This is a genomic window from Nitratireductor sp. GCM10026969 (genome assembly GCF_042660605.1).
In the GTDB taxonomy this organism is placed as follows: Bacteria; Pseudomonadota; Alphaproteobacteria; order Rhizobiales; family Rhizobiaceae; genus Chelativorans.
Genome location: NZ_JBHSUM010000059.1, coordinates 1 through 24,474, shown reverse-complemented (window position 1 = coordinate 24,474; position 24,474 = coordinate 1). Strand labels below are relative to the sequence as shown.

25 protein-coding genes are annotated in these 24,474 nt (G+C 66.2%); 14 read left to right on the top strand and 11 right to left on the bottom strand.

All coding sequences use genetic code 11. The features are described 5' to 3' along the window. The 3 genes from ACFP9U_RS13575 to ACFP9U_RS13565 form a co-directional block, all read left to right on the top strand. Nucleotides 1-488 (top strand): GntR family transcriptional regulator (locus ACFP9U_RS13575; RefSeq protein WP_378622160.1); only part of this gene is annotated, 488 nt, incomplete at its 5' end. Between the two features lie 251 nt (nt 489-739). Next, nucleotides 740-1,414, top strand: coding sequence for a ribulose-phosphate 3-epimerase (gene rpe, locus ACFP9U_RS13570; protein ID WP_378622159.1), 675 nt, complete (start codon nt 740-742; stop codon nt 1,412-1,414). Between the two features lie 54 nt (nt 1,415-1,468). Beyond that, nucleotides 1,469-2,026: a thioredoxin family protein gene (locus ACFP9U_RS13565; protein ID WP_378622158.1), complete on the top strand. Its 558-nt coding sequence runs from the start codon at nt 1,469-1,471 to the stop codon at nt 2,024-2,026. A 191-nt stretch (nt 2,027-2,217) separates the two neighbouring features. Here the strand turns inward: ACFP9U_RS13565 and polA are convergent, their stop codons facing one another. Then, nucleotides 2,218-5,154: a DNA polymerase I gene (polA, locus tag ACFP9U_RS13560; RefSeq protein WP_378622157.1), complete on the bottom strand. Its 2,937-nt coding sequence runs from the start codon at nt 5,152-5,154 to the stop codon at nt 2,218-2,220. A 431-nt stretch (nt 5,155-5,585) separates the two neighbouring features. Between polA and ACFP9U_RS13555 the strand changes: the two genes are divergently transcribed. Next, nucleotides 5,586-6,578 carry an adenosine kinase gene (locus tag ACFP9U_RS13555; RefSeq protein WP_378622156.1) on the top strand — a complete coding sequence of 331 codons (993 nt, stop codon included), beginning with the start codon at nt 5,586-5,588 and terminating at the stop codon, nt 6,576-6,578. 304 nt (nt 6,579-6,882) lie between these two features. Here the strand turns inward: ACFP9U_RS13555 and grpE are convergent, their stop codons facing one another. The 3 genes from grpE to hrcA form a co-directional block, all read right to left on the bottom strand. Next, on the bottom strand, nt 6,883-7,560 hold the full coding sequence (gene grpE / locus ACFP9U_RS13550; RefSeq protein WP_378622155.1) for a nucleotide exchange factor GrpE: 678 nt from the start codon (nt 7,558-7,560) through the stop codon (nt 6,883-6,885). A gap of 77 nt (nt 7,561-7,637) precedes the next feature. After that, complete coding sequence (locus tag ACFP9U_RS13545) at nt 7,638-7,949, bottom strand: putative quinol monooxygenase (RefSeq protein WP_378622154.1); 312 nt, start codon at nt 7,947-7,949, stop codon at nt 7,638-7,640. A gap of 16 nt (nt 7,950-7,965) precedes the next feature. Next, nucleotides 7,966-9,036 carry a heat-inducible transcriptional repressor HrcA gene (gene hrcA, locus ACFP9U_RS13540; protein WP_378622153.1) on the bottom strand — a complete coding sequence of 357 codons (1,071 nt, stop codon included), beginning with the start codon at nt 9,034-9,036 and terminating at the stop codon, nt 7,966-7,968. A gap of 162 nt (nt 9,037-9,198) precedes the next feature. Here hrcA and rph point away from each other — a divergent pair, with 162 nt between their 5' ends. Genes rph through hemW form a run of 4 tightly spaced genes read left to right on the top strand, consistent with a single transcriptional unit; the run spans nt 9,199 to nt 12,144 of the window. Then, nucleotides 9,199-9,915: a ribonuclease PH gene (gene rph / locus ACFP9U_RS13535; RefSeq protein WP_378622152.1), complete on the top strand. Its 717-nt coding sequence runs from the start codon at nt 9,199-9,201 to the stop codon at nt 9,913-9,915. An 11-nt stretch (nt 9,916-9,926) separates the two neighbouring features. After that, the gene (locus ACFP9U_RS13530) at nt 9,927-10,340 is read left to right on the top strand and encodes a VOC family protein (protein ID WP_378622151.1); all 414 of its coding nucleotides are present in this window, start codon (nt 9,927-9,929) and stop codon (nt 10,338-10,340) included. After that, a complete protein-coding gene (locus tag ACFP9U_RS13525; RefSeq protein ID WP_378622150.1) occupies nt 10,337-10,984 on the top strand; it encodes a non-canonical purine NTP pyrophosphatase in 648 nt (215 codons plus the stop codon). Before ACFP9U_RS13530 ends, ACFP9U_RS13525 begins: the two co-directional genes overlap by 4 nt. Continuing rightward, nucleotides 10,981-12,144, top strand: coding sequence for a radical SAM family heme chaperone HemW (gene hemW / locus ACFP9U_RS13520; RefSeq protein ID WP_378622149.1), 1,164 nt, complete (start codon nt 10,981-10,983; stop codon nt 12,142-12,144). The genes ACFP9U_RS13525 and hemW overlap by 4 nt, the downstream gene beginning before the upstream one ends. Before the next feature lie 31 nt (nt 12,145-12,175). On the opposite strand, the gene ACFP9U_RS13515 is transcribed toward hemW, so the two are convergent. Next, nucleotides 12,176-13,372, bottom strand: coding sequence for a penicillin-binding protein activator (locus ACFP9U_RS13515; RefSeq protein ID WP_378622147.1), 1,197 nt, complete (start codon nt 13,370-13,372; stop codon nt 12,176-12,178). A gap of 115 nt (nt 13,373-13,487) precedes the next feature. Between ACFP9U_RS13515 and rsmI the strand changes: the two genes are divergently transcribed. Then, nucleotides 13,488-14,390 carry a 16S rRNA (cytidine(1402)-2'-O)-methyltransferase gene (gene rsmI / locus ACFP9U_RS13510; protein ID WP_378622161.1) on the top strand — a complete coding sequence of 301 codons (903 nt, stop codon included), beginning with the start codon at nt 13,488-13,490 and terminating at the stop codon, nt 14,388-14,390. Beyond that, complete coding sequence (locus ACFP9U_RS13505; protein ID WP_378622145.1) at nt 14,383-14,757, top strand: YraN family protein; 375 nt, start codon at nt 14,383-14,385, stop codon at nt 14,755-14,757. Before rsmI ends, ACFP9U_RS13505 begins: the two co-directional genes overlap by 8 nt. 5 nt (nt 14,758-14,762) lie before the next feature. Here the strand turns inward: ACFP9U_RS13505 and ACFP9U_RS13500 are convergent, their stop codons facing one another. Beyond that, a complete protein-coding gene (locus ACFP9U_RS13500) occupies nt 14,763-16,148 on the bottom strand; it encodes a cytochrome P450 (protein WP_378622144.1) in 1,386 nt (461 codons plus the stop codon). A gap of 111 nt (nt 16,149-16,259) precedes the next feature. Between ACFP9U_RS13500 and ACFP9U_RS13495 the strand changes: the two genes are divergently transcribed. Further along, the gene (locus ACFP9U_RS13495; RefSeq protein ID WP_322451120.1) at nt 16,260-16,457 is read left to right on the top strand and encodes a CsbD family protein; all 198 of its coding nucleotides are present in this window, start codon (nt 16,260-16,262) and stop codon (nt 16,455-16,457) included. 42 nt (nt 16,458-16,499) lie between these two features. Here ACFP9U_RS13495 and aztD read toward each other — a convergent pair whose 3' ends face one another. Continuing rightward, entirely contained in the window at nt 16,500-17,711 is a 1,212-nt protein-coding gene (aztD, locus tag ACFP9U_RS13490) for a zinc metallochaperone AztD (RefSeq protein WP_378622142.1), read from the bottom strand. Between the two features lie 107 nt (nt 17,712-17,818). Beyond that, the gene (locus ACFP9U_RS13485) at nt 17,819-18,940 is read right to left on the bottom strand and encodes a zinc ABC transporter substrate-binding protein (RefSeq protein ID WP_378622141.1); all 1,122 of its coding nucleotides are present in this window, start codon (nt 18,938-18,940) and stop codon (nt 17,819-17,821) included. A gap of 103 nt (nt 18,941-19,043) precedes the next feature. Here ACFP9U_RS13485 and ACFP9U_RS13480 point away from each other — a divergent pair, with 103 nt between their 5' ends. The 3 genes from ACFP9U_RS13480 to ACFP9U_RS13470 are packed head-to-tail and all read left to right on the top strand — an operon-like array spanning nt 19,044 to nt 21,098. Beyond that, nucleotides 19,044-19,889, top strand: coding sequence for an ATP-binding cassette domain-containing protein (locus ACFP9U_RS13480; RefSeq protein ID WP_378622139.1), 846 nt, complete (start codon nt 19,044-19,046; stop codon nt 19,887-19,889). Beyond that, the gene (znuB, locus tag ACFP9U_RS13475; RefSeq protein WP_378622137.1) at nt 19,879-20,691 is read left to right on the top strand and encodes a zinc ABC transporter permease subunit ZnuB; all 813 of its coding nucleotides are present in this window, start codon (nt 19,879-19,881) and stop codon (nt 20,689-20,691) included. Before ACFP9U_RS13480 ends, znuB begins: the two co-directional genes overlap by 11 nt. Continuing rightward, entirely contained in the window at nt 20,688-21,098 is a 411-nt protein-coding gene (locus ACFP9U_RS13470; protein ID WP_378622136.1) for a Fur family transcriptional regulator, read from the top strand. Before znuB ends, ACFP9U_RS13470 begins: the two co-directional genes overlap by 4 nt. 32 nt (nt 21,099-21,130) lie before the next feature. On the opposite strand, the gene ACFP9U_RS13465 is transcribed toward ACFP9U_RS13470, so the two are convergent. From ACFP9U_RS13465 to ACFP9U_RS13455, 3 genes are all read right to left on the bottom strand, one after another. Further along, nucleotides 21,131-22,129, bottom strand: a complete 999-nt coding sequence (locus tag ACFP9U_RS13465) for a type II secretion system F family protein (RefSeq protein ID WP_378622134.1) — start codon at nt 22,127-22,129, stop codon at nt 21,131-21,133. Between the two features lies 1 nt (nt 22,130). Next, nucleotides 22,131-23,144, bottom strand: a complete 1,014-nt coding sequence (locus ACFP9U_RS13460; RefSeq protein WP_378622133.1) for a type II secretion system F family protein — start codon at nt 23,142-23,144, stop codon at nt 22,131-22,133. Next, on the bottom strand, nt 23,144-24,474 hold a 1,331-nt coding region (locus tag ACFP9U_RS13455), incomplete at its 5' end, for a CpaF family protein (protein WP_378622131.1). The genes ACFP9U_RS13455 and ACFP9U_RS13460, both read right to left, overlap by 1 nt.

The window sequence follows — 24,474 nt, the reverse complement described above, 5'->3', positions numbered from 1 at the left end:
CGCTGCACCCGGTGCGCGAAGCCCGCTTCGTCATCCCACTGGTGCGCCAGGAGATCGAGGGACGCGGGGCAACGTACCGATACCGGCTCCTGAGCCGCGAGGAGCCCTCCCCGCCGGAGATCGTGCGTGCACGCCTCGGACTCGACAATGGCGTGCCGCTGCTTCGTGTGCGCTGCCTGCATCTGGCCGACAACGCGCCCTACCAGCTCGAGGACCGCTGGATCAATCTCGACGCCGTGCCGGGTGCGCGCACGGCCGATTTCGAGACCGTCAGCCCCAACGAATGGCTGGTGGAGAACGCACCCTTCACCGAGGCCGAGTTCACCTTCCGCGCCGCGGCCGCGGGCCCGGAGGAAGCGGCCGTGCTGCAACTGCGCGCCGGCGAGCCGGTGTTCGTGGGCGAGCGCATCACCTGGCTGCGCGAGCGCCCGATCACGCTGGTCAGCATGATCCACCCGCCATCGCACCGCATGGTGACGCGGCTTTGAGACGTCTCGACAAGTCTCGGGGCAGCGGTTAGAGCGAGAGTGCGCGCCTTGCCGTCGTCCTTCGACAGGCTCAGGATGAGGGCAAGGCATGGCCCGCTCACCGCGATTTCGGCGGATTGAAGCGGGCGCAATATGAGCCCTCACCCTGAGCCCTGAGCTTGCCGACGGGTCGAAGGGCGAGGGCGGGATGACGTGCGTATTGCTCATCGAGTTGCGGCGGCGCACCTTCCCAACGCAACAGAGGAAACCGCATGCCCGCGCGCCAGACGCTGATCGCCCCCTCCATCCTCGCCGCCGATTTCTCCCGCCTGGGCGAGGAGGTCGCCACGGTTGCGGCGGCGGGCGCGGACTGGATCCATCTCGACGTGATGGACGGACATTTCGTCCCCAACATCACCTTCGGCCCGCCGGTGGTGAAGGCGATCCGGGATCGTACCGACAAGCCCTTCGACTGCCATCTGATGATCGCGCCGGCCGATCCCTATATCGCCGCCTTCGCGGAAGCCGGCTGCGACAGCATCACTGTCCACGCCGAGGCCGGGCCGCATCTTCACCGTTCGTTGCAGGCCATCCGCAAGCTCGGCAAGAGGGCCGGCGTCTCGCTCAATCCCGCGACGCCGGAGAGTGCGGTCGAGTATGTGCTGGATACGGTCGACCTGATCCTGGTCATGACGGTCAATCCGGGCTTCGGCGGCCAGGCTTTCATTCCGGCAACGCTCGAAAAGATCCGCCGCATCCGCGCCATGGTCGGCGGCCGGCCGATCGACATTCAGGTGGACGGCGGGGTATCGACGGAAAGCGCGGGCGCCATGGTGGAGGCCGGTGCCAATGTGCTGGTCGCCGGCTCGGCATTGTTCAGGGGTGAGGGCGAGACCGCCTATGCGCGGAACATTGCCGCCCTACGTGAGGCGGCAGCAGGCGCCTGAGATTTGACCACGTGCCGCGAACAAGCGGCTGAAGAGAAAACGGAGGAAAGAACGATGGCAGCAGTTCCGCCCGTTTGCGAATTCGGATGGCCGGCGGTGGACGCCACCCTGCCCGGCACGGACGGCAAGCAGCACAGGATCTTCGACCAGGCCGGACCGAACGGACTGGTCGTGGCCTTCATCTGCAATCACTGTCCGTATGTGAAGGCCGTGATCCGCCGTATCGTGCGCGATGCAAACGATCTCAAGGCGCACGGCATCGGCTTCGTCGCCATCAATGCGAACGATGCCGAGACCTACCCCGAGGACTCCTTCGACAATATGGCGGCATTCGCCCGCGAGCACGACTTCACCTTCCCCTACCTCCACGACGCGGACCAGACCGTGGCGCGCGCCTACGACGCCGTGTGTACGCCGGACTTCTTCGGCTTCAACGCCGATTTGAAGCTGCAGTACCGCGGTCGACTTGACGCCTCCCGCAAGGAGGAAGGTGCAGGGGATCTCAGGCGCGACCTTTACGAGGCGATGGTCCAGGTGGCGGAGACGGGCAAGGGGCCTCAGGACCAGATCCCCTCCATGGGCTGCTCGATCAAGTGGAAGGACGCGGCCTGAGCGCCTCCACCCGCCGTCATCCCGGAAGCCGGAGCGATAGCGCAGGCTGTCCGGGATCCATTCCGTGGCTCATACAGGTTCCGGAATGGATCCCGGCTCGCGGTCGCTTGCGCTCCCTTGGGCGGGATGACGCGTCGGAGGAGTGAAAAGCGGCGGCCCTTCCGTGAAGGGGGAACATGTGCACTCGAAACCTAGTGCGCCTCTTCCCAATTGTCGGCGGCGCGCGCATCCACCTTCAGCGGCACCGACAGGGCGCGGGCGGGCCAGGCCGCGCCCTCCATCACCGTGCGGATGACGGGGATCGCCGCTTCCACCGCCTCCTCCGGCGCCTCGAAGACGAGCTCGTCGTGCACCTGCAGGAGCATGTCGACATTGCCGAGCCCGGCGTCGGCAAGGGCCGCGTCCATGCGGGCCATGGCACGGCGGATGATGTCGGCCGCCGAACCCTGGATCGGCGCGTTGATGGCGGCGCGCTCGTTGAAGGCGCGCACGGAGGGGTTCGACGAGCGGATCTCGGTATAGTGCGCGCGGCGGCCAAAGATCGTCTCGACATAGCCCTTCTCTCGGCAGAAGGCCTTGGTGCGGTCCATGTAGTCCCGGATTCCTGGAAAGCGCTCGAAATAGCGCTTGATGTAGGCGCCGGCCTCCTCGCGCGGGATAGCGAGCTGGTTGGCGAGTCCGAACGCCGATATCCCGTAGATGATGCCGAAATTGATCGCCTTGGCGCGCCGGCGCACCTCGCCGGGCATGCCTTCCACCGGCACGCCGAACATCTCCGAGGCGGTCATTGCGTGGATGTCGAGCCCGTCGGCGAAGGCCTGCTTCAATTGGGGGATGTCGGCCACGTGGGCGAGCACCCTGAGCTCGATCTGGCTGTAGTCCGCGGAGATCAGCTTGCGGCCGGGGGCGGCGATGAAGGCCGTGCGGATCTTGCGGCCCTCCGGCGTCCGCACCGGGATATTCTGCAGGTTGGGCTCGGAGGAGGACAGCCGCCCGGTCGTTGTGGAGGCGAGTGAATAGGAAGTGTGAACGCGCCCCGTCTCGGGATGGATGTAGCCGGGGAGCGCGTCCGTGTACGTGGACTTCAGCTTGGTGACCTGGCGCCAGTCGACGATCTTGCGCGGCAGCTCGTGCCCGGCGGCGGCGAGTTCTTCCAGCACCTGGGCCGAGGTCGACCACTGGCCGGACTTGGTCTTCGCCCCGCCGGGAAGGCCCATCCGCCCGAAGAGGATTTCGCCCAACTGCTTGGGCGAGCCGATGGTGAAGCGGCCGCCGGCGAGTTCGTAGATCTCCTCCTCCATGGCGGCCGCCGTCTGCGCGAAGTCGCCCGACATGCGGGAAAGGATCTGCCGGTCGACCGTTATGCCGCGGTGCTCCATCCGGCCGATGACCGAAATCATCGGCCGCTCCAGCCGCTCGTAGACGGAGACGAGTCCATTCGCCGCCAGCCGCGGCTTGAGAACCTTCCAGAGCCGGAGCGTGATATCGGCGTCCTCGGCGGCATAGGTCGTGGCGCGCTCGAGATCGACCATGTCGAAGGTCACCTTCGATCGGCCGGAGCCCGTCAGGTCCTTGTAGGAGAGTGGCATGTGGCCCAGCCAGCGCTCCGAAAGTGCATCCATGCCGTGCGCCTGAATGCCCGCTTCCAGCACGTAGGAGATAAGCATGGTGTCGTCGTAAGGCGCCACGTCGATGCCGTGCCGGTAAAGCAGCAGCCAGTCGAACTTGAGGTTCTGGCCGATCTTCAACACCGAGGGATCCTGCAGGAGCGGGCGCAGCACGGCGAGCGCGGCGTCCTGTTCGATCTGCCCGTCGAGCAGCCCGCCGCCCAGAAGGTCGCTGTTGCCGCTCTTGTGGTTCAACGGCACGTAGGCCGCCCGGCCGGGCGCGGTGGCAAGCGAAAAACCGCACAGCTCCGCCTGCATCGGATCGAGCGAGGAGGTCTCGGTGTCGAAGGCGAGAAGGCCGGTCTCGCGCGCCTCGTCGACCCAATGGTTCAGCGTCTCCAGATCGCGAATGCAGACATAGCCGGAATGGTCGATCGGCTCGGCCGCCGCCGCCTCGGCCAGCTTTTTGGCAAGCGTCTGCGGCGTATTGGCGCCGTCGGTCCTGTCGGGCGCCACCTCGCCCTCGGCGCCCGGCTCCTCGGTCCCGGAGGCAGGCACAGTAAGGTCCGGCCCGTGCACGGCGCCGCCGGCCTCCACCGCGACGGGAGCAGGCTCGACCTCGCCCGCATCGGTACCGGTCGCCTCGGCAACGCGCCGGGTGAGCGAGGAGAATTCCATCGTCTTCAGAAAGGCGATCAGCTTCGGCCCGTCCGGCGGGTTGAGCGCCAGGGAATCGAGCGGCGAATCCACCGGCACGTCGTTCTTCAGCCGCACGAGCTCGCGCGAGATGCGCGCATTGTCGGCATGCGTAGTCAGGTTCTCGCGCCGCTTGTTCTGCTTGATCTCGTGCGCGCGGGAAAGCAGCGTGTCGAGATCGCCATATTCATCGAGAAGCTGCGCCGCCGTCTTCGGCCCGATTCCGGGTACGCCGGGCACGTTGTCGATCGTGTCGCCCGTCAGTGCCTGCAGGTCGATCATCTTCTCCGGCGGCACGCCGAATTTCTCGATCACTTCCGGCACGCGGATCTCGCGATCCTTCATGGGATCGTACATGGCCACGCACGGCCCCACGAGCTGCATCAGATCCTTGTCGGAGGAGATGATGGTGGCATCGCCGCCCGCCTCCACCGCCAGCCGCGCATAGGTGGCGATGAGATCGTCGGCCTCGAAGCCCTCCATCTCGATGCAGGGCAGATCGAAGGCCCGCGTTGCCTCGCGGATCAGGCCGAATTGCGGGATCAGATCTTCCGGCGGCTCGGTGCGGTTGGCCTTGTACTCGGGATAGAGCTCGTTGCGGAATGTCTTGGAGGAATAATCGAAGATGACGGCGAAATGGGTCGGCGTGACGCCGACATCCGTATCGCGCGCATTGCGCAGGAGCTTCCACAGCATATTGCAGAAGCCCGACACGGCGCCGACCGGCAGTCCGTCGGACTTGCGGGCCAGGGGAGGAAGGGCGTGATAGGCTCGAAAGATGTAGCCCGAGCCGTCGACAAGGAAAAGATGATCACCTTTTTTCATGGGTCAAACGGGTAGCGCGGCGCGTCTGCGCTGTCCATCCTTTAGACATTCGGCGAAATCGGCTTGCCGCCACATCATGACGCGACCGCAAGAGGTAACGTAAATATTACGAAGGTGTAATCTTCCGGCCCTTGAATAGTCGTTTTCGCGAACAAAATATGGGGGATCGGCAATATTCCGCCGAGTCCGGGAATGGCCCGTCCCCCGCCTGAACCGGACATATGGCGGCAGCCTACCCCCTCTCCGGCTGCCGCACATACTGCAAGGCCGCCGTGGCTTCCCCTCCGCCACGGCGGCACTTTTTTGCGTAATGCGGCATGCCGGCCCGGCTGCGGGGCTCCTTCCCGACTTTGCAAAAGTGCGGCCAAGACGATAAACCCCCCCGAAACCCATCCTGCCTTCGGCCGTCCGGCCCCAGATCGGAGATATTCATGCCTGATTTCGACGTGCTTTGCATCGGCAACGCCATCGTGGACATCATCGCCCGCTGCGACGAAGCGTTTCTCGTCGACAACGACATCATCAAGGGTGCGATGAACCTGATCGACGTCGAGCGCTCCGCGCTTCTTTACGAGCGGATGGGCCCTGCCGTCGAGACTTCGGGCGGCAGCGCCGGGAACACGGCGGCGGGCGTGGCCGGGCTGGGCGGCACGGCGGCCTTCTTCGGCAAGGTTTCGAACGATCATCTGGGCGAGGTCTATGCCCACGACATCCGCGCCCAGGGAGTGGCCTTCGATACGCGGCCGCTGATGGGCCATCCGCCGACCGCGCGTTCGATGATCTTCGTCACCGCCGACGGCGAGCGGTCCATGAACACCTATCTCGGCGCCTGCGTGGAGCTTGGCCCCGAGGATGTCGAGGAGGACAAGGCGCGCGCCGCCAAGGTTGCCTATTTCGAGGGCTATCTGTGGGACCCGCCGCGGGCGAAGGAGGCCATCCGCACGACGGCCGAGATCGCCCATGCCGCCGGCCGCGAGGTTTCCATGTCGCTGTCCGACCCCTTCTGCGTCGACCGCTATCGCCAGGAATTCCTGGAGCTGATGCGCTCGGGCACGGTGGACATCGTCTTCGCCAACGAGCACGAGCTGATGTCGCTCTACCAGACCGCCTCCTTCGAGACGGCTCTGGAGGCCATCCGCGCCGACTGCCGGCTTGCCGTCGTCACCCGCTCGGAGAACGGGTCGATCGCCATGACACACGAGGAGAAAGTGGCGGTGGATGCGATGCCGGTGAGCAATGTGGTCGACACCACCGGCGCCGGCGACCTTTACGCCGCCGGCTTCCTCTACGGCTACACCCGGGGGCGGGGCCTGGCGGACTGTGCCCGACTGGGCTCTCTGGCGGCTGCGCAGGTGATCGGACAGATCGGCCCGCGCCTGCAGACGAGCCTCAAGGACACGGCCCAGCAGGCGGGGCTGCTTTAAATCTAGATCAGTTCACCGTTTCACGGAAACGGTGAACTGGACAGGTTGAGCCACGGTCGCCTCCTGCCGTCATCCCGGCCAAGCGGCAAAGCCGCGCCGAGCCGGGCCCCATTGAGAGGCGCGGCCGTTTTCCACAGAAAACGCTCCCGGTTCTGAGACAGCATCATCGAGAACCGGGCCGTTCTCGATAATGTTCTGACCAATGGGTCCCGGATAGCCCTTCGGGCTTCCGGGATGACGCGAGGGAACGGACGCCGGGGGCGATCACACGTTGGCCGAAAGCGGGCAACACCTGCGGTCTTGCCTAAGACGCCGAATCTCGGGCATTGGTATCGGTAACACCGTCTTCGCCGTTGGCAGGCTGGTCATTTGCGGCCTCCCCCTTCGGGCCGCCTTTGGCAACACCCACCATGGCCGGCCGCAGAACGCGATCTGCGATCACATAGCCGGTCTGCACCACCTGCACCACCGTATTGGCCGGAACCTCCGGATTCGGGACCTCGAACATGGCCTGGTGGAAATGCGGGTCGAATTTTTCGCCCTGGGGGTCGATGCGCTTGACGCCGTGGCGCTCTAGCGTCGACAGCATGGCGCGCTCGGTCATCTCGACGCCCTCTATCAGCGCCTTGAGGCCGGGCTCCGCATTCTCGCGGGCTTCCGCCGGCACCGCTTCGAGCGCGCGCTGGAGATTGTCCGAGACCGTCAGCATGTCGCGAGCGAAGTTGGCGATGCCGAAATTGCGGGCGTCGACGACATCGCGCTGGGTGCGCTTGCGGAGATTCTCCATTTCCGCGGCAAGCCGCATCGCGCGCTCTTTCAATTCTTCGTTCTCCTGGGCCAGGCGCACGAGGACATCCTCTTCCGACACGCCGGCCTCGTTGCCCTCGCCCTCCGCGGGCGCCGCCTCGGCCTCGGCCTGGACAACCTCTTCCTCGGGGTTTTCGTTCTGCGGTGCGTTGTCGTCCTTGGGGTGTGTACTCATTGCCTGTCCGTCTTGCGGTTATCCTTGCGATAGTCGGGCCGGATATCGAGGTTCGGGACCGCGAAATCAAGGGGCTGCTAAGAACCGCGGGGCGCGGGCGGAAGTCCCGTCCCTCCCATGGGAACGGTGCGGATATGCATTTCGAAGCCGGCGATCAGGGGCCGGGCCTCCTCGATCGCGGCGCGCACCCCGGGCAGGGAGAGCGCGGCCTTGTGGCTTTCTTCGCTCTCCCAAACCTCCGTGATCCAGATCGCGTCCTCGTCCTGCTCGTCGCCGGCGATCACATAGCTGAGGCAGCCGGGCATCTCGCCGCTCGAGTCGAGCAGGAGCGCGATGAGCGCCACGCGCCTGCCCGGCTGGGCGCGCATCTTTCCAATCAGGCCGAACACGTCCCCTCCCCCGTGCTTAACGCAAAAGCCGGCCCACGAGCTGGGCCGTATAGTCGACCATCGGCACGATGCGCGCATAGTTGAGCCGCGTCGGGCCGATGATGCCGAGCGCGCCGATGACCCGCGATTCCTGGTCGTGATAGGGCGCAACAATCAGCGACGAGCCGGAGAGTGAAAAGAGCTTGTTCTCCGAGCCGATGAAAATGCGCACGCCGTGCCCTTCCTCGGCCAGCTCCAGAAGCTGGATCAGGCCCTCCTTGGTCTCCAGGTCTTGGAAGAGATGGCGCAGGAGTTCGATATCGGCCTGGGCGGTGACGTTTTCGAGCAGGTTCGCCCGGCCGCGCACGATGAGTCGCGCAGGTACGTCGCTGTCCTGACCGGCCCAAACCGCCAGGCCCTGCTCGACCAGCGACTGGGACAGCGAATCCAGGGCGGCGCGGGTCTCCTCCTTGAGCCGCTCGACCTCGTTGCGCGCCTCGGCGAGCGTGCGGCCGCGAATATGCGCGTTCAGGAAGTTCGAGGCCTCGACGAGCTGCGACGCGGTCACGCCGGCCGGCAGATCGAGAACACGGTTTTCCACCTCTCCGTTCTGCGAGACCAGCACCGCGAGCGCCTTGGTCGGTTCGAGCTGGATGAATTCGATATGCTTCAGCGGCGCCTCGGTCTTGGCCGCCAGCACAACGCCGGCGCCACGGGAGAGGCCGGAAAGCATCTGGCTGGCCTCGGTCAGCATGTGTTCGAGCGACTGGCCATTGCCGGCGGCCCTGACCTGCGCCTCGATCACCTGCCGTTCTTCTTCCGACAGGTCACCGATCTCCATGAAGGCGTCGACGAAGAAGCGCAGCCCCTGCTGGGTCGGCAGGCGGCCGGACGAGATATGCGGGGCATAGATGAGACCCAACTGTTCAAGGTCGCTCATCACGTTGCGCACGGTGGCCGGCGAAAGCTGCGTCGACAAAAGGCGCGAAAGATTGCGCGAGCCGACCGGCTCGCCCTCGCGCAGATAGGTCTCGACGAGAAGACGGAAGATGTCGCGCGATCGCGCATCCATGGATTGAAGGTTCTGATCCGTGACTGGCTTGGTCATGCGTCTCTGCCTCCTTCCCGAAATATAAGCAGGGGCGGGACGAACACAACTGCCGCGACGGCGCATGCCCATTCCCGTTTTCCTTTGCGTCGCGCCGCCTGGAAAGCTAAAAGCCGCGCACGAGCGACCAGCCATCAAGCCAAAAGCCGGAGAGCGACACCCATGCGACCATCACGACGGCAACCCGACGAAATGCGCGCCGTGAGCTTCGAACGCGGCATCTCCAGGCATGCGGAGGGTTCTTGCCTCGTCAGGTTCGGCGACACGCAGGTCCTGTGCACCGCCAGCCTGGAAGAAAGGGTGCCCTCCTGGCTGCGCAACTCGGGCAAGGGCTGGGTAACGGCGGAATACGGCATGCTGCCGCGCTCGACGGGCGATCGCATGCGCCGCGAGGCGGCATCCGGAAAGCAGGGCGGCCGCACGCTGGAGATCCAGCGCCTGGTGGGCCGCAGCCTGCGCTCGGTTGTGGATCTGCAGGCGCTGGGCGAGATGCAGATCACGGTCGATTGCGACGTGCTCCAGGCTGACGGCGGCACGCGCACGGCGGCGATCACCGGCGGCTTCGTCGCGCTCCACGATTGCCTGTCCTGGATGCAGACACGGCAGATGATCACGCTCGAACGCGTCCTCAAGGACCACGTGGCTGCGATCTCCTGCGGGATTTTCGGCGGCCAGCCGGTGCTCGACCTCGATTATGCCGAGGATTCGGCGGCGGAGACGGACGCCAATTTCGTCATGACCGGCAAGGGCGGCATCGTCGAGATCCAGGGAACGGCCGAGGGGACGCCGTTCTCGGAGGACGAGTTCATGCAACTCCTGGGACTTGCCCGCAAGGGCGTTACCCGGCTGGTCGAACTGCAGAAGATGGCGGTTTCCTAGAGGCATTTGCGATGAAGCCGGCGGGCATACTCGAAGCGGCGCTGTATGTGAACGACCTTGAGGAGGCCGAGCGCTTCTACGGCGATATACTCGGCCTGGAACGCATAACGAAGGTTGAAGGGCGGCACGTCTTCTTCCGCTGCGGGAATGCGGTGGTCCTTCTGTTCGACCCCGATGCCACGGAAATTCCGCCGCCGCCCGATGCGCGGCTTCCGGTGCCGCCGCACGGCGCGCGCGGTCCGGGACACCTGTGCTTTTCGGCCGGCGCCAAGGAGATCGAAGCCTGGAGAAAGCATCTCGAGGCGCAAGGCATCGCCATCGAGGCCGATTTCGAATGGCCGAAAGGGGGCCGTTCCATCTATTTTCGCGACCCGTTCGGCAACTCGCTGGAATTCGCCGAACCGCGCATCTGGGGGATCTCGTGAGAGCGATCGACGGCAGGAGATTCGTTCTGGCCAGCCACAATGCGGGCAAGCTCGGCGAGTTCGACGGGCTCCTGGCGCCCTTCGGCTACGAGGTGCATTCGGCCGGGGAGCTGGGTCTGCCGGAGCCGGAGGAAACCGGCACCACCTTCGAGGAAAACGCCTATATCAAGGCCTTCGCCGCCGCCAAGGCGACCGGGCTGCCGGCCCTTTCCGACGATTCGGGCATGTGTGCCGAGGCGCTGGACGGCCGGCCGGGCGTCCACACGGCCGACTGGGCGACCCTTTCCGACGGCAGCCGCGATTTTTACGTCGCAATGGAGAAGGTGGAGAAGCTGTTGCGGGAAAAAGGCGCGTCGACGCCGGACGAGCGGCGGGCACGCTTCGTGGCGGTCCTGTGCCTGTGCTTTCCCGATGGCGAGGCGGAATATTACCGCGGCGAGGCGCCAGGCCACCTCATCTGGCCGCCGCGCGGGAACCTCGGCTTCGGCTACGATCCCGTCTTCCAGCCTGACGGTCATGAACGGACTTTCGGCGAAATGACCGCCGAGGAAAAGCACGGCTGGAAGCCGGGGCATGAAGAAGCGCTGTCGCATCGTGCGCGGGCGTTCAGGACCTTCGCCCGGGCGCGGCTGGGGGTTGCATGACACAGGGCCTGGCGGACGGCCCCGGCTTCGGCGTCTACGTGCACTGGCCGTTCTGCGCGGCCAAGTGCCCCTACTGCGACTTCAACAGCCATGTGCGCCACCAGCCGGTGGACCAACAGCGCTTCGCCGCCGCCTTTCGACGCGAGCTTGCCGCCATGCGCGAACGCACCGGCCCGCGCACCGTCTCCAGCATCTTTCTGGGCGGCGGCACACCGTCCCTGATGGCGCCGGAAACGGTCGGCGCGATCCTCGAAGCGGTGGCGGCGCACTGGACCGTGCCGGACGGCGTGGAAATCACCCTGGAGGCCAACCCCTCCTCGGTGGAAGCGGAGCGCTTCCGCGGCTATCGCGCCGCCGGGGTCGACCGCGTCTCGCTCGGCGTGCAGGCCTTGGACGACCGCGACCTGCGCTTCCTCGGACGGCTGCATACGGTCGAGGAGGCGCTTGCCGCCGTGCGCCTTGCCCGCGAGATCTTTCCGCGCCTCTCCTTCGACCTCATCTATGCCCGGCCCGGGCAAACGGTCGAGGCCTGGCGGGCGGAGCTCGAGAGCGCCATCGGCCACGCGGCCGACCACCTGTCGCTCTATCAGCTCACCCTCGAGGAGGGCACGCCGTTCTACGCGCTGCACAAGGCGGGCAGGCTGGCGGTACCGGATGCGGACCGCGCCGCCGACCTCTACGAGGCGACTCAGGAGGTGACGGCGGCCCGCGGCCTGCCGGCCTACGAAATCTCCAACCACGCCCGGCCTGGAGCGGAGAGCCGGCACAACCTGATCTACTGGCGCTACGGGGAATATGTCGGCGCAGGGCCGGGGGCGCACGGGCGCTTCGTCGAGAACGGCCGGCGCATCGTCACCTTCACCGAGAGGCATCCGGAAACCTGGCTGGACCTGGTGGAACGGAAGAACACCGGCGTGACGGGCGGCGAGGTGCTGTCGCGCACGGAAGAGGCGGACGAGTTCCTGCTGATGGGGCTGCGGCTTGCCGAAGGGATCGACCTTCAACGTTATGCACAGCTTTCCGGCCGCGCGCTGGCGCCCGAACGCGTGACGCTCCTGCGCGCGGAAGGGCTGGTCGCGCCGGTCGGCAATTCCCGCCTGAGGGCGACGCCGGCGGGCATGGCGGTGCTCGACGCACTGGTGGCCGACCTCGCGCGGTGACGCCGGGATTTTTCCTTCCGCCCGAACGCCTTCAGAACCCGGCGAAATTCCCCGATGCGGGGCTCAAGAGACGGGCTTGGCCGTCGGCCACCTCGTAGACCGCATAATTGCGTTGCGTCGTGCCGTCGGCGCGGAAGCGAAAGGTGCCGGTATAGCCGGCATAACCGGTTGTGACCTGCAGATTGGCCGGGGTGAAGGCGGCCGCACCGCCCTGCCGGGCCAGGCGTGCCGCGAGAATGACCGCATCATAGGCGAGCGCCGAGGTGACAGACGGCTCGGCGCCGAAGCGTTGCGCGTATTTGCGCTTGTATGCCTCCAGCCGCGCGTGGTCGGTGTCGGCGAACCAGGCACCCTGAAGGGACGGATCGGAAAGGTCGGCGCTTGCCCACTGCCCGGTGCCGAGCAGCTTCTTGCCGGAAAGGTCGACGCCCAGGGACGTGAGCGTGGACGCGACGGCGCCGGGAGTGTTGCCGCCGTCGGGCAGGAAGACGGCGTCCGCCTGATCGACCGCCACCGCCACCTCCCGCACCGCTGCCTGGAGCGAGGCGCCGTCATAGTCGTAGCGGGCAAGCGCCACCAGTTCGCCGCCACGGCCCTGCAAGGTGCGGCGCGCCTCCGTCTCGGCAAGGTCGCCGGCCGCGCCGTTCGGCACGACGGCGACCACTCTCGTAAATCCCTGCCCGACGGCATAGGTCAGGATCCGATCGACAAGCCCGCCGGGCAGATAGGAATTGAGGTAGACGCCGGGCGCGGCCACCCTTCGGTCCGATGAAAAGGCCATGACCGGGATACGCTGGGGGGAGAGGACCGAGGCGACCTGACGCACATTGGGCGCAAAGAGCGGCCCCAGCACCAGTGCTGCACCTTCGGCCGCCGCGCTTTGTGCGGCGGCAGCGGCTCCGGCTTCCCTTCCCGCCGTATCCTTGACGACGATCTGGAGCGAATCGGCGCCGGCGTCGTCCACCGCCATCTGTGCGGCGTTTCTCAGTTCGGCCGCCACGCGGGCGCCGTTGCCGTCACCGCTGAGCGGCAGGAGAAGCGCAAGCCGTGTCTCGCCATTGCCGATGGTTTCACCCTGCACGGCCTGCGGCAGCCGGGATCCGGGATCGATGCCCGGCTGCGGCACGGGCAACCCGGACGGGACGTGCTGCATGCCGCACGCGGTCAGAATGGCCGCCAAGAGGAGGGCCAAGACCGCCCGTGAGAACCCGCCCTTGAAAAAGCTCACCTGTCCGCCCCCTGTCTTCGCATCCGAAGGCGCGGAATTTGCAACCGCCCGTCCGCCATGTCAAAGACGTTGGGGGCGCGGTGCGCAATTGCCGCAAAGAAGGTGAGGCGTGAAAATCGAGGAATCCGGCAGGCAGGGGCGTTTCGTCATCGGCGGCGCGGAGATCGCGGCGCCGCCGCTGGAGCCGGCGCTCTATCTCGTCGCCACGCCGATCGGCAATCTTTCCGACATCACGCTGCGCGCGCTGGAAACGCTCGCCGCCGCCGACATACTGGCATGCGAGGACACGCGGGTCACCCGCGTGCTTCTGGAGCGCTACGGCATCCGCCGGCGCATGAGGGCCTATCACGAGCATAACGAAGCCCAGGCCGCACCGGGGCTGATCGCGGCGATCGCGGAAGGCAAAAGTGTCGCGCTCGCCAGCGACGCCGGCACGCCGCTCGTCTCCGATCCGGGCTTCCGGCTGGTCCGGGCGGCGCAGGAAAAGGGCGTGCGCGTGGTGCCGGTGCCCGGTCCTTCCGCCGTGCTGGCGGCGCTGACGGCATCCGGACTTCCGACGGATTCATTTTTATTTGCCGGCTTCTTATCTGCCAAAGCGGGGCAACGCAGAAGCCGGCTGGAGGCGCTCGCCACGGTTTCCTCCGTACTTGTCTTCTTCGAATCGCCACGCCGGCTGGCGGCGAGCCTTGCCGCTATGGCCGAAATGCTTGGTGACCGGGAAGCCGTGGTGGCACGTGAGTTGACCAAGGCCTTCGAGGAGGTTCGACGGGGAACGCTCATCGAACTTGCCGCCCATTACGATGCGGCCGGCGCGCCGCGCGGCGAGGTGGTGGTGTGCGTGGCCCCGCCGCTGGAAGCGCCGAGGGACGCCGACGAGACCGACCGCCTGCTCCTGGCGCTCTCCACCGAGATGGCGGCGTCCAAGGCGGCCGGCGAGGCGGCGCGCATGACCGGGACGAAGAAATCCGATCTCTATCAGCGGCTGCTGGCGCTCAAGAAGGCCGGCGACGATGGCTGACGCACTCGAGAAGCGGCGACGCGCCTATAGGAAAGGCCATCGTGGCGAATGGCTCGCCGCGCTGGCGCTGATGCTCAAGGGCTACCGCATCGTGGCGCGCCGTTTCCGCACCCCGCTCGGCGAGATCGACCTGATCGCCCGGCGCGGCCGGCTTGTCGCCATCGTCGAGGTGAAGGCGCGGCCGACACTCGAACAGGCGATGGAAGCCGTGGGACCGTTTGCGCAGAAGCGCATCGACGGGGCCGCCGACCTCTGGCTTGCGCGCCAGCCCGATTTCGGGCGGCTGAGCGTGCGCTATGATCTGATAGCGGTGCTGCCGCGGCGCTGGCCGGTGCATGTCGAGAATATCTACACGCCCTGTCGCTGATCGCCTTATCGCCGGCTTACCCGCATGGGCAGGCCACCTTGCGGTTGTGTCGTAAGCTTCTGCACCGGCCATGGATTCGTTTCAGGCAAAAGGTCGAAGCGGTAGCGCGACATGAGCACCGCCATGGCAATCACGGCTTCCTGCATGGCGAAGCCGGCGCCGATGCAAACGCGCGGGCCGGCGCCGAAGGGGAGATACTGAAAGCGGCCGATCGACTCGCGGTTTTGGGGATGAAAGCGGGCGGGGCGGTAGGCCTCCGGATCGTCCCACAGCTTGCGGTGACGGTGCACCGTCCAGGGCATGACGAGCACCTGCATGCCCCGGGGGATCTCCAGATCCGCGTAGGCGTCGGCCTCGACCGCCTCACGATTGATGGAAGGTGCGGGCGGGTAGAGCCGCATCGCCTCTTCGAAAGCAGCGCGGGCGCGGGGCATTGAATCCAGCCACTTCACCGGGTCGGGTTCGGCGGCAAGCACCGCGTCGATCTCCGCCTCGATGCGCGCGCGCTCTTCCGGCAGGTTCGCAAGGCAATAGAACGTCCAGCCGAGCGCACGGGCCGTGGTCTCGTGGCCGGCGCCGATGAAGGTGATGATATTGTCGGAGATCTCCTGGCGGGTCAGCCCGTCCGGCCCTTCGGCTCTGAGGAGCAGGGTCAGAAAATCCTCCGGCGCCGCACCCTCGCGTGCCAGCTTCTCCTTCCGCATTTCCATGGTGCGCGCGACGATGTCGCGGAAGAAGGCGAGCGAATTGCGGCCGAGGATTCGCGTGATGCGCGGCAGCCAGTCGGGAGCGCCAAGGAGATCCAGCGGGTCGACACGGCCCATCGTCTCGAAAAGCCGGTCCACCTGGCGGGCAAAGCCATCCGGCTCGCCGGCGACCTCGCCGGAAAACAGCGTCTCGGCGAGGATGTCGAAGGTGAGCATGGTCATGTCGCGCGAGACGTCGACCGTGCCGCCGATCTTCTCTTCGTAGCGCTTCGCGAATGCCTCCGCCTGCACCAGCATCGGGCGGGCGAACCCGGCGATGTGGCGCGGCGTGAAGACGGGCGCCATCGCCTTGCGCGAACGGCGCCAGACATCCCCTTCCGCCGTCAGAAGTCCGTCGCGCAGGATGGGGCGCAGGATCTTCTGGCGCACACGCGCCATTTTGTAGTTCTTCGCATTGTCCACCAGCACATGGCGGATCAGGCCGGGATCGTTGACGATCAGCAGCGGGCCGCCGATGCCGCCGGAAATCGAGATCCAGGGCTCGTTGTAGGACGGCTCGCCCCACAGTTCCAGCGGATTGCGGTAGACGATCCGCATCATCTGCAGGGTCGAAGGCGGCTTCTGCCGCGGGCTGGGCGCCGGCGGCCGGAAGGAGGCGGGCGAGGTCTCTGCCGGGATATCCATTTGCCGGTATAACTATGTCCTTGCGGGCATCTGTTCAATCTGCCCGCATCCTCCGGAACCGCCGTGCGGACCAGAGCGTTGCTGGACACAGTGAACAATGGAGCAACGCGCATGAACTGGGAACAGGTCAAGGGCAATTGGAAGCAGTTCAAGGGTCAGGCCCAGCAGCAATGGGGCAAGCTGACGGATGACGACCTCGACGTCGTCGCCGGGAACCGCGAAGAACTGGTCGGGCGCATCCAGGAGCGCTACGGGAAGGCAAAGGAAGACGCCGAGCGCGAGGTCGACGACTGGCTCGCCCGGCACTGAGCAAAGGCCCTGCGGCGCTAGCGCCGCAGGGCAAACCCCTTTTCAATCGTGGACCGCGCCCGAGCCGCCGACGGCGACGATCTCATAAGGCGCTCCCGCCAGCGGGATTTCCCGGGTCTCTTCGAGGGAGCGCGCATCCAGCGCGTGAAGGACACCGTTCAGCGGATCGGTGACGATCACCTCGTCTCCCGCCACCGCGATGCGCGGGCGCGGATCATTCCAGTGCCCGTCCATGGAATAGGGCTCGGTGACGGCGGCGGATTTAACGATCTCGCCGGCCAGCACGTCGATCTGGTGCAGGCGGCCGTCCTCGGTAAGGACATAAGCGAATTTCGCCCGCACGGGATCGACGGCGAAGTGCACGCGCCGCAGCGGGATTTCGATCAGCCGGAAGGGAGTCTCGTCCTCGGGATCGATGAGCACGACGGCCGAGCTGCCGAAATTCCCCAGGAAATATTGAAGCCCCCTGCCGCCGACGAGCGTCGACACCTTGGCGTCGTCGGGGAGCGAGGCGTCATAGGCGAGATGGTCGATTTCCGGCGTGCCACCCGGTGCGCGGACGATGAGGAGGCCGGTGTCGCAGGCGATGGCGACGACGCGTCCTGAGGCGGCCTCCCCGTGAAGCCCCGGACATTCGGCGATTTCTCCGACAGGCTGCCCATCGGCGTCCAGCACGCGCACGCCGACGGGCAGTCTTGACGGATCCTCTTCGTCGGGTACCGAGACGATGGTGTAAGCGCCCATGGGGATGGCGACACCGTGGTGCGGATCGGCGGTCTCGACCAGACGCGGCTGCGCGCCGCCGGCGGCAAGATCGGCTTCCCTGACGACCCGTGCCACGCCCTCACCGTCGAAAAAGATCGCGATCTCCCCGTGATGGGCGACGAAATGAACGGGCTTTTCGCCGGCGATCTTCGCATCGAGCGCCTTGGGCGCAGTGATGTCGAGATCGGCGTGATCTCCGTGGTCGTCCTCGGTGATACCGGTCGAAAACGCGACCGCGACGTTGCCATCGGCCTGGACGGCGAAAACTGTCTCACCGCTCTCGCTGGCATAAAGCCGGCCCTGGCTCTCGAGCGTGAAGCTTTCGATCGTCTCGCCGCTCGCCGCGTCGAGCACATGCATGACGGGCGCGTTGCGATCGGCGACGAAAAGTCGCCAGACATTCTCGGCCTCATCGGCAGCCTGGGCGGGGCCGAGCGCCAGGACAGCCGCCAGCCCGATGCCGGACAGTGCCCCTCGTTTCATCCTCATTCTGATACCTCCAAATGTAATAACATTACTACTCTGCACCGAAAAAGACCGGCCATCGCGGCCGGTCGGGAGTCGGCGGCGAGCCGCCGCCGGGGATCGACGATGCGCTATGCGCCGTCCGACAGACAGCCGGAGAGTGAATCGGCCATATTGCCGACGAGGGTGAAATAGAGATCCGGCCCGTCCTCGATGTCGGCGCCCAGCGGGTCGAGAACGCCGGAATGCGCGCCGGTCCCCTCCGTCACCACGTTGACGAGCTTCGGCTCGAACTGCGGCTCGGAGAAAACGCAGGCCGCGCCGAGCTCGGTGATCTTGTCCTGGATTTCGCCGAGCCGGCGCGCGCCGGGCAGCGCGTCCGGGCTGACGGTGATCGAGCCGGCGGCGGGGATGTCGAAGCGCTGCTCGAAATACTGGTAGGCATCGTGGAAGACGACGAACGGCTTGTGGCGAACGTCGGCGAGCTTTTCGTTCGTCTCGGCGATCAACGCGTCGAAGCGGGCGTCGAGGGCATCGGCGTTGCGCTCGTAGATCGCCGCGTTGTCCGGATCCGCCTGGGCGAGAGTCGCGGCGATCTGCCTCGTCATCTCGCGGGCGTTCTCGGGATCGAGCCAGAGGTGCAGGTCGAACCCGCCATGGGCGTGGTCGTGACCGGCATGACCGCCATGCTCCTCCTCATGCGCGTGGTCCTCATCGTGATCGTCGTGCGCTGCGTGATGCTCCTCCTCTCCCGCGTGGGCATGCCTGTCATCATGGTTGTCGTGGCCGGCATGATCGCCGTGCTCGTCCTCGTGCGCGTGGTGCTCCTCTCCTTCCGCGTGAGCATGCTCGTCCTGATGGCCGTCATGGTCGTCGTGGCTGTGCGCCTCGAAGGGGCCACCCTCGCGCTGGTCGAGCAGGGTCGCGCCCGGGGCCTCGGCAAGGGCGACCACGCGCGCATCGCCGGCCAGGGAATCCAGAGCGTCGTCCAGGAAGATCTCGAGTTCGGGACCGACCCAGAAGACCACCTGTGCATCTTCCAGCATGCCCGCCTCGGATGGCCGCATGGCATATGTGTGGGGGGAGCCGGCGCCCTTGACCAGAAGCTCCGGCGTGCCTGCGCCCTCCATCACAGCGGCCACCAGGGAGTGGACAGGCTTGATCGAGGCGACGACGTTCTCGGCGGCGACGGCCTCGGCGCACAGGAGCGTGGCCAGTGCCGAAGCGGCAAGCAGCGGGCGGCGTTTCATCATCTTGCGATCCCTCGTCTCAGGTGAACAAACGTTATGATATTACATTCGGATTGCGTAACGCTATAACGTGTGCCATATGCGTTGGCAAGAAGGCACGGGATGAATGTTGCAGGCCCCAGCGCAAGACACGGCCACCCTGGTGGAAATGCACAATGTCGGCATCCGGCGCGACGGACGCTGGCTGGTCCGCGGCGTGGATTTGAGTGTCCGGCGCGGCGAGATCGTCACCCTGATCGGCCCCAACGGCTCGGGCAAGAGCACCACCGTCAAGACCGCCCTCGGCGTTTTGAAGCCCGACGAAGGCAAGGTGCGGCGCGCGCCGGGGCTGAAGGTCGGATACGTGCCGCAGAAGGTGACGGTGGACTGGACCCTGCCGTTGAGCGTGGAGCGCCTGATGCGGCTGACGGGCCAGATCGGCCGCGCCGACGTGGATACGGCCCTCGAGGCGGCCGGCATCGCCCATCTGGCGGGTGCCGAGGTGCAGAAGCTCTCGGGCGGCGAGTTCCAGCGCGCGCTGCTCGCCCGCGCCCTGGCGCGCAAGCCGGACCTCCTGGTGCTCGACGAACCGGTGCAGGGGGTGGACTTTTCCGGCGAGATCGCCCTTTACCAGCTCATCAGCGACATCCGCGACCGCACCGGCTGCGGCATTCTTCTGATTTCCCACGACCTGCATGTGGTGATGGCGGAAACGGACACGGTGATCTGCCTCAATGGCCACGTGTGCTGCCGGGGCACGCCGGAGAACGTGCTGAGGAGCCCGGAATATGTCCGCCTGTTCGGGGCACGCGCGGGCGAGACGCTGGCGATCTACCGCCACCACCACGACCACACCCATCTGGCCGACGGACGTGTGCGGCGGGCCGACGGCACCGTCACCGACGGCTGCGACGGACACGGCGACACGCCGGCCCACGAAAAAGCCGGCGGGGAGAAGCACGATGCTGGATGACTTCTTCACACGCGCGCTGGTCGCCGGAGTGGGACTGGCGCTGACGGTCGGGCCGCTCGGATGCTTCGTGGTCTGGCGGCGCATGGCCTATTTCGGCGACACCATGGCCCACTCGGCGCTGCTCGGCGTGGCGCTCGCCTTCCTGTTCGAGATCAACCTGATGGCCGGGGTCTTCATCGTCGCCGCGCTGGCCTCCATCGCCCTATTGTTCCTGCAAAGGCAGGGTACGCTGTCGACCGACGCGCTGCTCGGCATCCTGTCGCATTCCACCCTCGCACTCGGCCTCGTCATGGTGGCCTTCATGAGCTGGATCCGAATTGACCTGATGGGCTTTCTGTTCGGCGACATCCTGGCCGTCTCGCGCGCCGACATCGCCGTGATCTACGGCGGCGGCGCGCTGGTGCTTGTCGTCCTGGCCTGGCTTTGGCGGCCGCTGCTGGCAGCCACCGTCAACACCGAGATCGCCGAGGCCGAGGGCCTGCGGCCGGAGCGCGCGCGCTTCATCTTCATGCTCCTGATGGCCGCGGTGATCGCCATAGCCATGAAGATCGTCGGCATTCTTTTGATCACGTCGCTGCTGATCATCCCGGCCGCCGCCGCCCGGCGTTTTGCCGGCACGCCTGAAACCATGGCCGTGGCGGCGTCCTTCGCCGGCGCGCTGGCCGTTGTCGGCGGGCTTTCGGCATCTCTGCGGTTCGACACGCCCTCCGGGCCGTCGATCGTCGTGGCGGCGCTGGTCCTCTTTCTTTTCAGCCTCGCCAAGCTACCCTACGGTGCGCGCGAAACAGGACAACCATCATGAATCCGCGTCCCGAACTGACGAAAAACCAGTCCCTCGTGCTCAGGGCGCTGGATGCGGCCGACGGGCCGCTCAGCGCTTATACGATTCTCGACCGCTTGCGCGAGGAGGGGTTCCGCGCGCCGTTGCAGGTCTATCGCGCGCTCGAAAAGCTTCAGGACTTCGGCCTCGTCCATCGGCTGGAAAGCATCAACGCCTTCGTCGCCTGCTGCCAGCCGCACGAGCACAGCCACGAGATGATCGCTTTCGCGATCTGCGAAAAATGCGGAAAGGTGGATGAATTCTGCGATGCGGCGGTGCAGGAGCGGCTGGGCACATGGGTGCGCACGCACCGTTTCAAGCCCGCCAAGACGACCATCGAGATCCGCGGCGATTGCGCCGCCTGCGCGGAGACGACGGAGCCGGCGTGAATACTGTTTGAAAGAGCGCGTTCCAGCGCCTTTCAATTCCCCAGCAGACCGTCCTCGACGAGTTGGATGCCGACCGGTCCGAGAATGACGGCGAAGAGCACGGGCAGGAAGAACAGGATCATCGGCACCGTCAGCTTCGGCGGCAGGGCGGCAGCCTTTTTCTCTGCCTCGTTCATGCGCATCTGCCGGCTTTCGTCGGCGAGCACACGCAGGGCGTTGCTGACGGGCGTGCCATAGCGCTCGGCCTGGATCAGAGCCTGCATCACGCTTTTCACCGAATCCAGGCCGGTGCGGCTGGCCAGGTTCTCATAAGCCTGCCTGCGCTCCTGGAGAAAGGAGAGTTCGGCATTGGTGAGTACGAACTCCTCCGCCAGGGCCACCGACTGGCTGCCGATCTCGTCCGCGACCCGGCGGAAGGCCGCCTCCATGGACATTCCCGATTCCACGCAGATGAGGAGAAGGTCGAGCGCGTCCGGCCAGGCGATCTGGATGGACTGCTTGCGCTTGGCGGCTTTATTGGAGATGTAGAGCACCGGTGTGTAAAAGCCGGCATAAGCCCCGAGAATGCAGGCGAAGAGCTTGATGAAGAGCGGCTGCTCGGCAAGTCCGCCCATGCCGTAAATGTAGAAGACGGTGAGGGCCAGGCCGAAGAGCGGCAGGACGAGGCGAAAGAAGAGGAACTTCGTCAGCGGGTTCTCCCCGCGGAAACCCGCCGTGCGCAGCTTGTTCACCGTCGCCTCGTCGGCGAGCGCGCGACGCAGGTCCAGACGCTCGACGATATCGCGCATGCCGGCGGACTGCTCCTGGCGTAGGCCGCCGCGCCGCCGGCGCTCGGCTTCCGCCGCCAGCCGCGCGCGCTGGCTGGCCCTGAGTTCCTCCCGCTCCAGCGCAACGGCCTTCATGCGCGCACGCAGCACGTCGCCGCCGGAGACGGGCAGCAGCGTGAAGATGGTGGCAAAGACGGCGACCGCCACCAGGAGCGCGATCAGAAAGCTCGGATCGGTGATCGTCGCGACGACGTTCTCCGCCATTCTACACCTCGAAATTGATCATCTGGCGCATGACGAAGATGCCGATGCTCATCCAGATGGCCGAAGCGCCGAGAATGATGTGTCCCGACGCGGTGGTGAAAAGCGGCCGGATGTAATCGGGGCTCGTCAGATGGACGAGCACGGCCACGATGACCGGCAGCGCGCCGATGATCACGGCGGAGGCGCGGGCCTCCATGGAGAGCGCCTTCACCTTCGCCTTCATCTTCTTGCGGTCGCGCAGAACGCGCGAGAGGTTGCCGAGCGCCTCCGACAGGTTGCCTCCGGCCTGGCTCTGGATCTGGATGACGATGCCGAAGAAATTGGCTTCCGGGCAGGGCATGGTTTCAGCCATACGCAACGCGGCCTCGGCATTGGAAAGCCCGAGTTGCTGCGCCTCGACCATGCGCCGGAACTCGGTGCGCACGGGCTCACGCGCCTCGCTGGCGATCATGCGCACCGAGTCGTTGAGCGGCAGGCCCGATTTCACTGCCCGGACGATCACGTCGAGCGCATTGGGAAACTCGTTCAGAAAGGCCTTCACGCGGCGCTTGCGCCTGAAGGCGACGAACCAGCGCGGCAAGCCCAGGGCGCCGACCAGCAGCGCGCCCGGCAGCGTCAGGATCGGCGCGCCGGAGAGGAACACCAGAAGGGTGAGCACCAGCCCGCACAGGCCGGACAGCAGGTAAAACCGCTCGACGGACATTTCGAGGCCCGCCTGGCGCAACTGCACCTTCAACGGCGGCCGCGTCGTGTAGCGATGGCGGTCCTTCTGTTTCGATTCCAGCTCCTTCAGCGATTCCTGGATCGATTTGCGCCGCTTTGCCGCCTCGGCCATGCGGTCGCGCGAGGCCTTCACAACCGTCCGGTCGGTTTCGGCCCGCTTGACGGTTTCCAGCCGCTTGCCCGCCTTCTTTTCGTTCGTGATGGTGTCGAAAAGAAAAACATAGGCGACCGCGACCGCGCTGCAGGCGGCGAGCACGACGAAGCCGAGCACGGCCGGATCGACCCCGAACATCACCCGACCTCTTTTTCCATGGCCTCAAGGGCCGCCGCCAGCCGCGTCTCCTCGCCATAGTAGCGGGCGCGCTCCCAGAAGGCGGGGCGGCCGATGCCGGTGGACCGGTGCCGGCCGAGGATGCGGCCTGCCGCGTCCTCGCCTTCGATGTCGTAGAGGACGAGGTCCTGGGTGACGATCACGTCGCCCTCCATGCCGACCACCTCGGTGATGTGGGTGATGCGGCGCGTGCCGTCACGCAGGCGCGCGGCCTGGATGATGACGTCCACGGAACCGACGATGATCTCGCGCACGGTCCTTTGCGGCAGGGTGAAGCCGCCCATGGCGACCATCGATTCCATGCGGTTCAGGCACTCGCGCGGGCTGTTGGAGTGGATGGTGCCCATGGAGCCGTCATGGCCGGTGTTCATCGCCTGCAGGAGGTCGAAGACCTCCGCCCCGCGCACCTCGCCGACGATGATGCGCTCCGGGCGCATGCGCAGGCAGTTCCTGACCAGGTCGCGCATGGTGACCTCGCCCTCACCCTCCAGATTGGGCGGGCGGGTCTCCAGCCGCACCACATGCGGCTGCTGGAGCTGCAGCTCGGCCGAATCCTCGCAGGTGATGACCCGCTCGTCCCGGTCGATGTAGTTGGTCAGGCAGTTCAAGAGCGTCGTCTTGCCCGAGCCCGTGCCGCCGGAGATGACCACGTTGCAGCGCACGCGACCGATGATCTTCAGGACCTCGGCCCCCTCCTGCGAGATGGAGCCGTAGCGCACCAGCTGGTCGAGGGTGAGCTTGTCCTTCTTGAACTTGCGGATGGTCAGCGACGGCCCCTCGAGCGCCAGCGGCGGCGCGATAACGTTGACGCGCGAGCCGTCGGGCAGGCGCGCATCGCAGATGGGGCTCGACTCGTCCACCCGGCGGCCCACCTGGCTGACGATCCGCTGACAGATGTTCAAAAGCTGCTGGTTGTCGCGGAAGCGGACATTGGTCTGCTCGACCTTGCCGTTCACCTCGATATAGACCTTGCGCGCGCCGTTCACCATGATATCGGCGATCTCGTCGCGCGCCAGCAGCGGCTCCAGCGGGCCAAAGCCGAGAACATCGTTGCAGATGTCCTCCAGCAGTTCCTCCTGCTCGGAGATCGACATCGCGAAGTTCTTGATGGCGATGATGTCGTTGACGATATCGCGGATCTCCTCGCGCGCCGTGTCGGCGTCGAGCTTGGCGAGCTGCGACAGGTCGATCGTGTCGATGAGCGCGGAGAAGACCTGGCTCTTGGTATTGTAGTAGCTGTCGTTGCGCTCCCTCGGCGCGCGCGCGGCGGGCGGCGGCGCAGGCTCCGGCG